Source organism: Thalassolituus oleivorans MIL-1, assembly GCF_000355675.1.
GTDB classification, from domain to species: Bacteria; Pseudomonadota; Gammaproteobacteria; order Pseudomonadales; family Oceanobacteraceae; genus Thalassolituus; species Thalassolituus oleivorans.
Map to the genome: position 1 here is coordinate 3,130,542 of NC_020888.1, position 14,711 is coordinate 3,145,252.

The window sequence follows — 14,711 nt, forward strand, 5'->3', positions numbered from 1 at the left end:
CCGTCGGTCATTATTACAACGCTATTAGAGCCGGAATATCATGTTACCTAAGCACCTACTACGCCCTATTTTGTTTTCCCTTGGATGCACTCTGGCTTTTCAAGCAGGTGCCGAAACCGCCGACGATACTTCCACCCCAGAACAAGTAAAAGCTGCGACGACCCTGCAAGGCCAGCTGCCATTACAAGAGCTACGCAACTTTACCGAAATATTCGAGCGCATTCGCAGTGCTTACGTCGAAGAAATCGACGACAAAACGCTTTTTGATTACGCCATTAAAGGCATGCTTACCTCACTTGATCCGCATTCTGCTTATTTACAGGAAGATGCCTTCACCGATTTGCAAGAAACCACGTCAGGTAAATTTGGCGGGCTGGGTATTGAAGTGGGCATGGAAAATGGCTTGATTCGCGTTATCACTCCCATTGACGATACTCCTGCCGAAAAAGCAGGAATTCGCGCAGGCGACTTTATTGTGACACTGGATGATGAGCCAGTTATGGGCTTAACCCTCAGTGAAGCCGTCGAACGTATGCGTGGCGAACCGGGCAGCAAGATTTCGTTAGAAGTGCGTCGCGGTGACGAAAACGAGCTATTGAGCTTCACCCTTGAACGCGCAGAGATTAAAGTCGCCAGTGTTCGCACTGAAATGATGAGCGGCGATATTGGCTATGTACGCATAACCCAATTTCAAGAGCACACGGGTGCCGAGTTGAAAAAAGCCCTACAAAAATGGACTGAAGACGGTCAATTAAATGGCCTTATTCTCGACTTACGCAACAACCCTGGCGGCGTATTAGATGCCGCGGTCGATGTCGTTGATGCCTTTATTAGCTCTGGGGTTATTGTTTATACCAAAGGGCGTAACCCTCAATCTGAATTACGTTTTGAAGCAACCGCCGATACCGTTGCCGGTGATATACCCGTGGTCGTTTTAATTAACGGTGGTTCCGCTTCGGCTTCAGAAATTGTTGCGGGCGCATTGCAAGATCATAAACGCGCAGTCATTGTTGGTACTCAATCATTCGGTAAAGGCTCGGTACAAAGCGTGCTGCCATTAACCGAAACCAGTGCGGTAAAACTCACCACCGCCCGTTACTTCACCCCGAATGATCGCTCTATTCAAGCACAAGGTATCGTGCCTGATATCTTGGTGGAACAAAGTGAAGTAACACCGTATGAAGAGCGCTATTACAAAGAGTCGGATTTACCGGGTCATTTAAGTAACCCAACCGTAAAAGCTAAAAACGATGTTTCAGAAAAAACGAGCGTCACTAAAGAAAGCGCATCCGAAAAGAAAGACAGCGGTTTGCTCAAGAAAGATTTCCAGCTGTACGAAGCTCACACCTTATTGCGCGGCGTTAGCATTCTAAGCCCAGTCCGAGTTAATGCCTCGGAGGGCTGATTGAACCGCTTTATTTCTGTTCTGCTGGGTGGATTGATAGCAGGAAGTCATGTACTTCCTGCGTTCGCCGAGCAGCCGCTGCCACCCAAACCGCAGCTCATCATTATTCTTGATGATATTGGTAACAACCAAACCTTAGGGCTGCGCGCTGTTAATCTGCCAGCACCGGTTACTCTAGCGTTTTTACCTTTCACTCCTTTTGCTGCCCGCCTTGCCGAACGCGCTAACCAAAACGGGCATGGCATTATGCTGCATGCGCCAATGGCAAATGAAAGCGGTGCTAAGCTTGGCCCCGGTGCGCTGACTCCTGATATGGATCGTATTCACTTACAGCAAACGCTGAGCGATAGCTTAGAGGCTATTCCTCATGTGCAAGGGGTGAATAATCATATGGGCAGCCTACTCACCCAGCAGCCCGAAGCCATGAGTTGGGTGATGGAAGTATTAGCAGAACAAGATTTGTACTTTGTTGATAGCTTAACCAGCCCTTTAAGCGTCGCCGCCGAAAACGCTTCAGAAGCGGGTATTCCAACCATCTCTCGCGATGTATTTCTCGATAACGAACGCACCGAAGAAAGCTTAAATAAACAATTTAATCATGCACTGAGCGTTGCTAAACGCCGAGGACACGCGGTTTTAATTGGGCATCCTTACCCAGAAACACTGTCGTATTTAGAGCAACGCCTACCTACCGTAGAGTTAGAAGGCGTGGAATTACAACGTGCGGATGATTACTTGCTACGCCAACAATGGCGCACACCAACTCCGGAATTACCGCTAGTGTCGCGTTATCAATTACTACTAGAACCGCAATAAATTAGCCTAGTGTAAATCCTACTCGATATTTTGTTATTCGTGCTCCGCAGACTTCTTCTGACGTTGATGCAAAAAGGCCATTCCCAGTAGACTTAGCCCTAACCCCATGAACGCGATAACACGATAGATACCAGCCAACTGCGACATATCGACTAAAAATACTTTCGCGACAACCAAGCCTAACATCAGCATGCCACCTCGATAGATGGATACACCAAAACGTCCACTGCCGGATAAAATAGCTGCAACAGCAATCGCTAACCAAACTGCCGAATAGGTATATAGCTCGCCATTGCTGGTACTCAGCTCTAGATTAATAGACCCCTGCCAAAGGTGGCGTATTTCTAACGAAACAAAAATAAAACCTGCTATAGCGGTAAAGACTGCAGCCCCCTTGCGATATTCCGGTACAAAATAATAAACAGATAAGTAACCCAGCAAGACCGGCACGGCAAAGACAAGTAGCAAGGCATTCAAAATAGGCGTGGTGCTGATTGCTGCCCATACCCAATCATGACTGTTAAGCGTTGCTATTAAAATCACGCCGTATGTTAGAAATGCAGCCGTCATTAAACCGTGACTATAGATGTTATAAAGTTTGGCTAACGACTGACTCACCCGACGTTTATGTTGATACACCAAAGCCAAAGTACCGAATAAGCCGACATTCAATGCCGCTTCTAGCAAGGTAAACTCAGCGGCGAAAATATCGCCGTCGTAAAGCCAATAACGTAATTCCACCCACAGCGTCAAAACAAACAAATGCAGCACCGCCGCTTCGGCCCAGCGCATTAAATCCCGCACATGTGTTAGTTCTAGTCGACGCTGCCATTGATGTAACACCAATAAAGAAATCCAAGCACACAAAGTCGAGCCGCCGTACGTCCACAACGACCAATGAGTGTCTATTGGATACTCTGCCACCCAAGGATTTAAGGTTAATCGTGCAACGACGAGCACTAACACAACCTTTAACAACCAACTCATATCCGCAAGATTAAAGCGCTGCATAATCACGGCAATCGAAATACTTTGAACGGCTATCGCTAAAGTTAATCCCGCTTCATCAAACAACAAGCTAGCAGCAAATGCATAGCCGAAATGCCCGGCAAGAAATAACCATACCGACCAAACTTGCGGCCATTCACCGCGCACAGAGTAGGTTGCAAGGGCAATATACGTTGCTGCAATAATGGCTGCCGTTAAGCTCCATAGCCAATCTTGCAACAAAGAACCACACAATAAGTAAGCCAAAACATATGAGAATAATGGAGCCATGACCGCAAGCGATGCCCACCATGCGTCTCTATTAAAATGTTCGTTTGTTGCACTGTTAGCGCGATTCCAAATACTGAGCACGCTGACGACCATGGCCGTTATCAACAAATAGCCTACAAATGCGCCTTGCTGATCTTCAGGCATAGGAATCAGTATGAATTTTTCACTCGTTTCACTTACACGACTCAATAGCCAAATAACGATTTGACCTAAGAATAACAGCCAAGGCAGTGCGGTGAGCGTTTGTCGCCGCTGCGCCGCCAATAATAAAATCACCATCAAAGGTAACCAGCTCAGCAGCGATAGTGAGGCAAAACCTTCGGCCAAAATAGAAATACACTGTGCACCACACACCAACGCGAGCGTGATGGGCAATATGCGTTCGCGGCTATCTTCTAATACTTGCCTAACATTAAATAAAGAGCTGTTTTCAGGTATTTCTAGAGCTTGGCGCAACAACCAGTCGCGCCACATAATAGCGATTAAGCCATAACCGAACAGGGCCAAATAGGCACCCCGCCAGCCATTCATATCGCTATCAAGGAGCGAAATTCCCCACCAGCCTAAACCGCCAGCAATTAGCCCATACCAAAGCCAATCGCGATACACATAGCGCAGTAAAAACAAAACCGATGCGCTAATCACTAAACTGTACAACATAGCGACTTCGATATGGCCGCCACCGTCGGATACCAATATGGGAACGACATACGCACCCAACATACCAATCGCCGCCAGCACAGGGCCATGCAAACGCGCTAACCACATGGTGATGCAGGACACCAGCCCCAATAAAATGAAGATAGTGGTGGGATTAAACATTTGATAAAAGTGCAAAGCCGCTAATAAGGTGGCAAACAAGGTTATGCTGCCGCCACCCGCGAGGGCTGCTATTGAACTAACACTGCCATTATTTTTATGACGTAGCCATTCGGCACCTGAGTGCAAACCAAAGCCCACTAAAATACCAGTAGAAATACGGGCTACTGGGCCGAAGAAGCCTTGTTGAATGGAGTAGCGCGCCAAGAAAATTCCCGCCAAGGCGACACACAAACCACCTAGCCATACCATCCAGTTTTCTTTAAAACGACTAAATAGAATATCGAATTGCGATGGCTTAGGCTGAGAAACGGGCGCATTAATCGAAGACGTCGTCGTGGCCGCTATAGCAGTTGAAGCCTTAGGTTCGGGCTTAATATCTACGGGCTGCTCTACCATTTTCAGCGGTTCAGCAGTTACTAAGGGCGCTGTATTTTCCGCTTGATTGAGCACGGACTGAGATGACTTTGTGGCGAGTTCTTGTTTGATCAGCGCAACTTCAACTTTGAGTTTACGAATTTGAAAAAATGCCAGCGCCCCAAGTACAGCACCGATAAACATCAATAAACCCATCACACCATCCGTTGCCATTCAGCCATTCCCTTAATTAAATTAACCACAAGAAACCATTCAAGGCATGCTACTACAGTATCGCCTAGAGGAGGAAGAATGGCAGAGGGAGTAATTACAAACCAGCGATGCCCAAAGAGTGATGAATCACGACTAAGGGCAAGCCAGAAAAACAAGGAAAACGCGCGGAAAATCGTCTAACGCAAAGCGCTTACTTAGGTAAGTCGCCCTGCTCAGCGTAAACATCTGCCAATAGTTCACTCAGCTTACGGCGTCCTTTAAATAAAGTCAGGTGATCAGCATCAAAGTAGTCAGTTACCGAAAAGTAAGGCTCGACGCTTAGGTCAACCAAACGTACGCCTGTTTCGCGCTGAATAGTCGCCACCGCTTCTTTTAAATTTGCCTTACCCTGCGCCGATAAATGAATAATGTCTTGGTTACGTGGCATCAATAATAAATCGACCCGTTTCGCGACCTTTTGTGCATGCTTAATCGCAGCAATAAAATTCTGCAGCAACTCAGGGTCTATATTCAGGTCTTCCATATCGCAACACGCTAATCGTTGCTGGCGTGACGCTTCCATGCGGGTAGGATGCTGCATTTTCGCCATAACTTTATCGGCAAGATCCAATGCTTCAGGGCTAGCACTTGGTGGCAAGCCACCGCGATTCTCAACATACCAACCACCCGGCGGGTGTGCTTGCGGCCACTCGGCCATCAGCATGTTATATAGGTCCCAGCCCATCGTCCCCATCGGCTCGACGTCGGATGCGTTTTCTTCCGATTGGATACGCTGCATGTCACGAATCGGCGTGGCCAGTAGATTAGTCACCGCCTCTGCCGGAACGCCATTACGAATATAACGGGTATTGAATAACGCGATGGCTTCCTCATGATCGCTTTTTGCGACCTCAAGAAAATCGCGCCAGTCACCCAAAATAGCGTTGGCAGCATGGTTTAGCTGGCCCGTTTGAGCAGCACGTGTGGTCGTTGCCTGAAACGGCGAAAATTCATAAATCACTAAGTCCACAGTACCGGGCGCATCTTCGTACTCTTGTTCGAAACGGCGGGCAAAGCGCTCGTGTATGCTCGGATCAGCATTGCCGTAACCAAAGTTAAATGAGGTTGCGTTAACCCCCTTCGACTTTAATCGTTCATCAAAAATTTCTGGCGAAAAACCAAACTCAATCAATGACGAACCGAAAACATAAACAATCGAATCAGAACTATCCGCCGGTAACGCTAAAGCACTGTCGAGTGCAGCCGCAGACGTTTCAATACGTTGCAAACTGAATGGATTAGGAAAAGCTTCGCGTATCTGCGACACCCCAATATTCACCACCAGCATGCCAGCCAATAGCGCCGACCCACCGAATAAAACCGTTTTTAGCGCTATTTTACGACGTTCTTTGACCCGTCGCGGATCATCGGGACTGGTGTGATTCACACGGGTATCAGAACTGGAAGTAGATAAAGTCATGACCTGGGTCTCCTACAACCAAAAATAAGCTAAAACCAACAACCAAAATTGGCCACATCAACCAACTACGCTCATTAAGCGCGCTACCAAACCGAATATTTAACCAGTCGATCAAGTGCATAAATACCAGCCCGGTAACCACTAGTCCCAGCACCACTAGGCTACTTGCACTCGCCTCAACGCCAGTCGACATATGCATTTGCGTTAACATAGTCCAAGCGTTGTCGAACCCAGTAGCACGGAAGAATACCCAGCCAATCACGACTAAATAGAAAGTTACGAGTACTTTAAAAATACGCACTAGCCAATTGTTGCGGGCATCAACCCAGCGCCCGATGGCAGAGTAAGTTAACCAATGCGTTACACTAATAATAAAACCGTGCCATGCGCCCCAAATAACAAACGTCCACGCCGCGCCATGCCACAATCCCCCCAACAGCATAGTAATGAAGACGTTGCGGGTGCGATTGCCGTTACGATTCCCCCCCACCGAAATGTATAAGTAATCGCGTAGCCAGCTAGACAGAGAAATATGCCATCGACGCCAAAAATCGACTGGAGAGCTAGAGAAATACGGCAAGTTAAAGTTGATGGGAATATGGAAGCCCATCAATAGCGCGATACCGATGGCGATATCTGTGTATCCGCTGAAATCCCCGTAAATTTGCGCACTAAACGCTAAAGCACCGACCCATGCATCCAAACTACTGATTGGCGTGGTGGCGTCAAATGCAGAGGATGCTGGGCCTGCCATCATATCGGCCATGGTCTTTTTAATCAGACCTAACATGATCAACATTAAACCATTACGAATATTCGCCATGGTCGGAATCGGTAGGTTATCCAGCTGCGGCAAAATATGCTGCGCACGAAGAATAGGACCAGCAACCAGCTGCGGAAAGAATGACAGTGCCGACAGAAAGGTGAGGAATCCGCGATGAGCTTTCATATTGCCGCGATAAACGTCAATGGTGTAGCTCATGCTCTGGAAGGTATAAAAAGAAATACCCACAGGTAAGATAATACTCAGCGTCGAAATGTGTGCGTCAACACCAAATAAACCAATGAAATCTTGGGTGCTTTGCAATACGAAATTGCTGTATTTGAAAATACCTAAAACCGATAAATTGATGAAAATACTGAGCATTAGCCAGCGTTTTTTTGTTACCGGATCATGATTATTACGTTCAACAAAACCTGCAATCACGTAATCAGACAGTGCACTGAACACTAAAAGCGGTATAAAGGCGTAATTCCAAGCGCCGTAAAACACGAGACTACTGGCCAACAACAACCAAAGTTGTTTTTTATGACTAGTGAATACGAAGTTATACAGAACAAAAAATATGGCAAAAAACCAAAAGAACTGCGGCGTATTAAATAGCATTATTATTATTCTATTAGTGGCAAGAACTTAAGCAGTTGTGTGGACAAATTAACACAAAAAATGTTCAAAACATTCGCCGAGTGAGGCACTGCTACTGCTCGGCGAGAGTATAATATTATCCTTAGAAAATGAAGTGGCTATACCCATCTTTACCAATTTACGCCAGCCTTTGGCGCAAAAAACCTCATAACCACCTCATTCTACGAAATAGTACAAGAAGACCCACTGCGATTGTTCCCATCACGCTTAAAAGAACATAGTAACCATTCGCCATATGCAATTCTGGGATGTGATCAAAGTTCATTCCGTATAGGCCAGCTAAAAAACCTAATGGTATAAAAATCGCTGTAATCACAGTTAATACCTGCATGGTACGGTTTAACTGATGCGAAGAAATAGAAATATAACCGTCGATTAAGTCACCACAAATATCGTAAAACATCTGCGCCATGGTATAGAGACGGTCGAAACGATCATGCAAGTCGTTAATCGAATGGCTCATTGCCTCATCGGTATAGGCAATTGAACTAAACTCATCACCGCGTAATTCATCGGTAATATTCTTGTGATAGTTGAACAACCGACGCAACTTCACCAAACGCGAGCGATAGAAAACCAGTTCTTTCATCAACTCATCACTACCGTGCTCTAACAAGGTGTCTTCGACATCACTCAGGCGGGCTTCAAACTCTAATAAACTTTCAAGATAAAGACCTGCGGAGGTATGCATAACTTTTAACGCTAAATGACCTGGGCCTGCTTTTAGTAACGCAGCACCTTGCTCATTAAAAAGACGTTCAACACTGGTCGCTTCTTGCGGGTGTCGGGTGATCAACAACGTCGGGTTAATAAAAAACGCGATCGTTTGCGCCTCATGCTCAAGTTCCGAGTTAAAAGTGGCAATACCGCGATACAATACGAAAGTACTGTCATGGAATTGTTCAATCTTCGGTGGATGACGATCTCGCAGTGCGTCTTGAATGGCCAAAGGATGGCAACCAAGAGATTCCAAAATACTCGTTTCATCCGCTTTAGCTTCACTTTGTAAATCGACCCAAAGCATACCGCCCTGGGTTCGCCATAAATCAATTTGCTCACTGCCACCCAAATGTTGGCTACCTTGCGGATCAAGTCGTAACGTTCTAATCATAAAATATCCTTGTGTGCCGCATTGAAAATAAGACGTTAAAACAAATCTAACTGCTGCCCCGCGATGCGCAAAAAATCATCACCCGTAAACTGAAAAATAGCATCGGCGATAGGCGCTAGCTGTTTTTCTAAGTAGTGCCCATAGTCCACTAGTGACCGTTGAATTTCCACTGGCTCGGGGCCGTTAATAGTAATTTTGTAAGAAATCCAACCACCACGGTCACTGAACCTTGGTTTCAGCCCTTGCTGCTCGCGCCACGCATCTAACAAGCTAGCTGCACGTGCATGTGGCGGACGGTTCTTTTGATATAAGGGCAGAGGCCGCCGCAAGCGTTTACGATAAATCAATAAGTCATCGCGTTGGCCCGTCAACAAGGCATTAACCTGCTCGCGCAACCAGTCCTCATAAGGTTCAGCAAAGAACACTCTTCGATACAGTTCGCGTTGAAACTGACGTGCCAGCGGTGTCCAATCGGTGCGCACCGCTTCTAGCCCTTTAAACACCATCTCAGCCTTGCCGGCGGTTTCAATGAGCCCGGCATAACGCTTTTTACTGCCCGTTTCTTCACCCCGAATAGAGGGCATAAAAAATCGACGATAGTGAGTTTCGTATTCCATCTCCAGATGGCTCTCAACGCCCCATTGCGCCTGCAATTCTTGCTTAAACCACACATTAAGATCACGTACTAACTGCTTACCGATGACATCGGCTTCATCGTTAGTGACACTTTTTTTAAGCCACACAAAAACCGAATCGGTATCACCATAAATGACGTCGTAACCCTGCTGAGCAATCCAGCGGGAGCTTTGCTGAATAATGTCGTGGCTGCGCTTAGTAATAGATGCCGATAAGCGCGTATCGTAAAACCGACACCCATCAGATCCCAGCACGCCATAGCAGGACGCCATAATCACTTTGATCGCCTGCGATAACGCTCGGTTCCCTTGCTGTTTGGCAAGATCACGGCGCTCGCCTAAGTGGCGAATCAGATCTGGCAATATGTGCCGTTGCTGATGAAATTGGGCGGCAAAATAACCGGGAACCACTGTCTCTTTGGTCGCGCCTCCCGCTTCGTAAGCGGCCAAACCTTCCACCAGCCCCATAGGATCCACTTTAAAAGTACGAATAATCGACGGATACAGACTTTTAAAATCCAAGACCAATACGTGTTCAAATAACCCAGGACGCGAATCCATAACGTAGCCGCCTGGGCTTTTTTCGGCGCTGTAACCTTCACCTAAGTTTGGTGCAACATAGCCTGCACGATGCAAGCGCGGTAAGTACATGTTCTCGAATGCCGCAACCGAACCGCCCATACGATCCAAAGGTAATCCGGTCATATGAGCACGTTCGATCATAAAATTGAACAAATCAGCCTTCTCGAAAATACGCCACACCAATTCACAGTCTTTGAGGTTATAGCGCGCAAGAGCAGGTTTATCGTCGATAAAAAGTCGCTCAATATCGCCACCGCGATCATCCCCATGGAGTAACTTGCCATCACCGAGAAAATGCTCGGCAACATCATTCAGGGCGAAGCTTTCAAACTGATAGGTGGCGTTGCGCATGCACTCAATGCCATCCATCACCACCCGTCCGGGAATATGCAGATAGATACGATCCGGTTGATTAGCAGGTACACGCCATTGCAGCTCGCTACCATCACGACCCAAGGTAAAAGCAATGCCGTGTTGGTGATATTTACGCCGTAGGAAATCCATATCAAATTGGATCACGTTCCAACCTATCAACACATCAGGATCACACGCTTGGATGTAGGTTAAAAACGCGCGCAATAACGCCGGTTCATCGGCCACCAGCGTGACCTCGTCATTACTTTGATCAGGATCACCAATCATCAACACGAGGGACTCATGCGGCTGATAGCAAGCAATCGAAAATAACCGATCGGGCTCGCCGTTACGCGGAAAGGAGGTTTCGATATCAATCGACACACAGCGCAACGACGGCTGATACCGCGTCGGCATGATACGAACGCCCTCGATGTCGGCAAAATGAGCACCTTGGCGCCAGTGTCCATGCAACTCGGCAGCTCCGTATACAAAGCGCTCCATCAAATAGCGATCCGTAGGGCGTATGTCGACTTCACGACACACCACGCCTTGTTCACGCATTAGATCGCGCCAGCGATATAGCAAACCAGATGGTAAGTAACAGGCTGCGGCCGCTTCTCCATCAAACGAGCGCATCGGAACTGGTTTAACCGTTACCGGCCAACCCAGTGTGGTTGCGGCATTTTGCGCGCGCTCCGCTGCTACCGCCGGAATAAAGCATACGACCGGCTGAGTAATAACCGTGCGCACTGGCCCCCGAGGGGTTTGCCACCAATACGTTAGCAAGGTGGTTTCGCCCTCGTCATGCCAACGGCTGGTCAATAAAAATGCGGAATGCGACCCAGAAATCACGGGAACCTATTTTTCTTTCTATACTAGAAGCGCGCAGTCTAAGTTATGGCGCGCATCAACAAAAGGAAACGAGTATGACCACACCGCAAATCAGCCAAGATCCACTCTACCAAATGCTGCGTCATGACGATGTCGAGGGTTTTAACCGCGCACGCCAAGCAGGCACGGCTTGCGATCTTAGAGGGTGTGATTTACGTGGCTTAGATTTACGTAAACTCGAGTTAGCGGGCATGGATCTAACCGATGCCTATTTTCGGGGAGCAGATCTGCGCGGTATCGACTTTCGCGGCTGTCGATTGGATGGAGCGAGCCTTGCTGATGCCAAAATCAGCGGCTGTTATTTTCCCGTAGAGATTCGCGCTGAAGAAATATTTCTGTCGGTCAGTCACGGCATACGATTGCGTCACCCTGAGTAACCTTCCGGTTACAATCGTGTACTTTGTGTGATCAAGTTATCATCCTGCAGCGCCAACATAAGACCAACGTAGGACATGGTCTAATTTTGCGGTACATTCGAGTCTATTGATTGAATTGCCCATTAGAGGCAAAGGCAACGAGGACTTCCTATGTACCTGAGTGGACAACCATCTCCCAGCACCGCTGAACTATTAAGTCGGATGCAGTATTTAACCCAACAGCTGCTCAAAGATTTTGATGCTAATGAGGCATCCGTTACCTTAGAAGGCATAGATGACCTCTACGATTACTTTGATCGCGACAAGTTGTTTATCGTGCAAGATGGCATGCTTCATCTCAGTAAAAACGGCCAAACTCTCGCCAGTTTCGAAGAAGGTGATCTTGTTGGCGTAAGCCATTCATTCCATATGCAAGTACCGATATTACGTACCGACGAATATGTTGAATTAGTACCCATTGATCGCGACGACTTCCTGCGCCACATATATTCCGACAAACGTCGTCAGCATTTTTGGAGCCATTACCTAATCTGTCAGAATGCACTTTTACTCAATTACCTCAGTGACCAAGCACGACAAGAAGTGAAGCCAACGGCTGGATTCCAAAATTTCAGCGCTGGTGAAGTAATCATTAAACAAGGTGACGTCGGTGATCACGTTTACACCATCATTAGCGGCGAAGCTGATGTATTTGTCGATAATGTCAAAGTTGGGATATTAAGCGAAGATGAAGTCTTTGGTGCAATGGCAGCGTTCACACGCGAACCGCGCACTGCAAGTGTTATTGCTGCAAATCACTGCACGGTTATGGCCGTTCCACAAGATGATTTCGTCGTGTTAATCGAAGCTCAGCCAAAAGCTGCTGTAAATCTAATCGAGAACTTAGCACGTCGCATTACCATTATGAATCAGCAACTTATCGAGCTTTCTGGACAGGGGCATCCAAGAGAATAAATGCCCTTTAACGATTTACATGCATTTATTTGAGAATCATTCTTGACAACATAAATGAGAATCAATACTATTTACATATCGACATCAGAGATGGTGTCGGTGTCAACATTCTAGCTCTTGAGCATGAATGGTGATCTCTCTCATCTAGGGTCAGTGAGCGCTGACCCGTGCTAATCACGGTTGCTTTGCCCCTCTTTTGAGGGGCGTTTTTTTATCCGCAATTTATGCCTCTCAGTTAGCGCCAACCTAGCCAGCCGTGATCAAGATACGTTTCTACCTGAAATACCCGGCTTACCTGTTCAGCGTTCAATACCTGCTCCGCGCTACCATCGGCGACCAACTCGCCACAACACATCATTAGTACTCGATCGGCATGCTGACGCGCCATATTAAGATCATGCACCACCATTAACACACTTTTACCTTGGGCGGTTATGGCACGTATTTGCTGTAAGCACTGGTGCTGATGACGTAAATCCAGTGCGCTTAAGGGTTCATCTAATAGCCATAAGATGCTCTGTGCTTGCTGCATCTGTACCCAACTACGTGCAAGCTGACAGCGCTGCTGCTCACCACCAGATAAACGTCGAACATCGTGCTCTGCTAAGTAATCTATATCCCATCCCTGCAATGCTGCCTTAACTTGCTGACGCAGTGTCACCATTGACGTGCTGTGCGCCAACCCCCCTAGGCTTACGACATCACGTACGGTTAAGGGAAAATTCATAGATGACAACTGTGGTACAAAAGTCACATGTTCCGCCCAAGCATTGCGCGGCCAAGTATGGGTAGCGCGCTGTAATACGGCAACACTTCCGGCATCGCCGCGTTGTAATCCAGCCAGCATAGATAATAAGGTCGACTTACCGGCTCCATTTGGGCCGACTAACATGATCAGCTCGCCCGCTTTAACGTCGAACGACACCTGATTGACTAAAGCCGCGCCGCCACGATGCAAGCTAAGACCTTCAACCGTAAGTAAAGAGGCACTCATGGCATGCGCCTCTTTTCGCGCAGCAACAGGCCAATAAATACCGGCGCTCCCAGTAACGTAGTGACGATGCCGATAGGTAGCTCAGCGGGCGCAACTAACGTTCTGGCCGCCATATCAGCCAGTACCACTAAACAACCACCGAAAATGATCGCAAGTGGCAACACTCGCGTATGAGTGGCCCCTGTTAGCAGGCGTGCAATATGGGGGCTAATCAAACCAACAAAACCGATTACGCCACTAGCGCATACTGCAATGCCAACCAGCAAGGCGACCCATAACACAGCAAGCCATTGCATACGCACAACCGAAATACCCATAGAGCGCGCTTCTACCTCTCCTAGTAACAAAGCATCAAGGGTGCGTAACCGAGGTCGCCAAAAAACAATAGCCGCCACCAACGCGGCAAATAAGGCGCTATTCCAACGCCAATTAGCACCCGACAAACTACCAAGCGACCAAAAGGTAATTTGACGCAACGCACTGTCGGTTGCCATATACGACATCAAACCAATTAAGGCGCTGGCCAAGACGTTTACTGAGATACCCGCCAATATAAGAAAACTCATGGCATGAATCGAAGCGCCCCGCAGCCCTAACTGCATCACCACCAATAGGGCAACAGCCCCACCAATAAACGCTGCTAACGGCTGGCCCCACATAGACAAAGACAAACTCGACGCAAACACTAAATACACTGCAGCACCCACCGCAGCACCACCCGATACTCCGATCAATCCGGGATCAGCCAGTGGATTGCGCACAACGCCCTGAATTAACACTCCGCCTGCGGATAACGCTGCACCAATTAAAAAGGCCATCACGACACGCGGGAACCGCACTTGCCACAATACGGTCTGACCGGCATCCGAATTTAACAACCACGACCATTCGCCACCGCCCGTTAGCAGCCCAGCAAGAACCACCAAGGGCGGTAGCAGTAGGCACAAGGGCAAGATATGCTGTCGACGTAGCAGAGTCGTGCTACCCATTTTTGCAATCAAAACAATTAACCTTAA

The 14,711-nt window shown here is 47.6% G+C and carries 11 protein-coding genes; 4 read left to right on the forward strand and 7 right to left on the reverse strand.

What is annotated here, in order from left to right:
* Window positions 1-40: 40 nt before the first annotated feature.
* Both TOL_RS14380 and TOL_RS14385 read left to right on the forward strand, forming a co-directional pair.
* Complete coding sequence (locus TOL_RS14380) at window positions 41-1,405, forward strand: S41 family peptidase (RefSeq protein ID WP_015488086.1); 1,365 nt, start codon at window positions 41-43, stop codon at window positions 1,403-1,405.
* Entirely contained in the window at window positions 1,406-2,221 is an 816-nt protein-coding gene (locus tag TOL_RS14385; protein WP_015488087.1) for a divergent polysaccharide deacetylase family protein, read from the forward strand. It begins immediately after the preceding gene.
* 33 nt (window positions 2,222-2,254) lie between these two features.
* Here TOL_RS14385 and TOL_RS14390 read toward each other — a convergent pair whose 3' ends face one another.
* The 5 genes from TOL_RS14390 to TOL_RS14410 form a co-directional block, all read right to left on the reverse strand.
* A complete protein-coding gene (locus TOL_RS14390) occupies window positions 2,255-4,909 on the reverse strand; it encodes a DUF2339 domain-containing protein (protein WP_015488088.1) in 2,655 nt (884 codons plus the stop codon).
* A gap of 190 nt (window positions 4,910-5,099) precedes the next feature.
* Window positions 5,100-6,368 (reverse strand): hypothetical protein, encoded by a 1,269-nt coding sequence (locus TOL_RS14395; protein WP_015488089.1) that lies wholly within the window; start codon window positions 6,366-6,368, stop codon window positions 5,100-5,102.
* On the reverse strand, window positions 6,343-7,755 hold the full coding sequence (locus TOL_RS14400) for an MBOAT family O-acyltransferase (RefSeq protein WP_015488090.1): 1,413 nt from the start codon (window positions 7,753-7,755) through the stop codon (window positions 6,343-6,345). The genes TOL_RS14395 and TOL_RS14400 overlap by 26 nt, the downstream gene beginning before the upstream one ends.
* A gap of 184 nt (window positions 7,756-7,939) precedes the next feature.
* Entirely contained in the window at window positions 7,940-8,905 is a 966-nt protein-coding gene (locus TOL_RS14405) for a magnesium transporter CorA family protein (RefSeq protein WP_015488091.1), read from the reverse strand.
* 35 nt (window positions 8,906-8,940) lie between these two features.
* The gene (locus tag TOL_RS14410; RefSeq protein ID WP_015488092.1) at window positions 8,941-11,331 is read right to left on the reverse strand and encodes a DNA polymerase II; all 2,391 of its coding nucleotides are present in this window, start codon (window positions 11,329-11,331) and stop codon (window positions 8,941-8,943) included.
* 74 nt (window positions 11,332-11,405) lie between these two features.
* Here TOL_RS14410 and TOL_RS14415 point away from each other — a divergent pair, with 74 nt between their 5' ends.
* A complete protein-coding gene (locus TOL_RS14415; RefSeq protein ID WP_015488093.1) occupies window positions 11,406-11,747 on the forward strand; it encodes a pentapeptide repeat-containing protein in 342 nt (113 codons plus the stop codon).
* 150 nt (window positions 11,748-11,897) lie between these two features.
* Window positions 11,898-12,701, forward strand: a complete 804-nt coding sequence (locus TOL_RS14420) for a cyclic nucleotide-binding domain-containing protein (protein WP_015488094.1) — start codon at window positions 11,898-11,900, stop codon at window positions 12,699-12,701.
* Window positions 12,702-12,936: 235 nt separating this feature from the next.
* Here TOL_RS14420 and TOL_RS14425 read toward each other — a convergent pair whose 3' ends face one another.
* Together TOL_RS14425 and TOL_RS14430 are read right to left on the reverse strand one after the other, a co-directional pair.
* Entirely contained in the window at window positions 12,937-13,695 is a 759-nt protein-coding gene (locus TOL_RS14425) for an ABC transporter ATP-binding protein (protein ID WP_015488095.1), read from the reverse strand.
* Complete coding sequence (locus TOL_RS14430; RefSeq protein ID WP_015488096.1) at window positions 13,692-14,696, reverse strand: FecCD family ABC transporter permease; 1,005 nt, start codon at window positions 14,694-14,696, stop codon at window positions 13,692-13,694. Before TOL_RS14430 ends, TOL_RS14425 begins: the two co-directional genes overlap by 4 nt.
* Window positions 14,697-14,711: the final 15 nt, after the last annotated feature.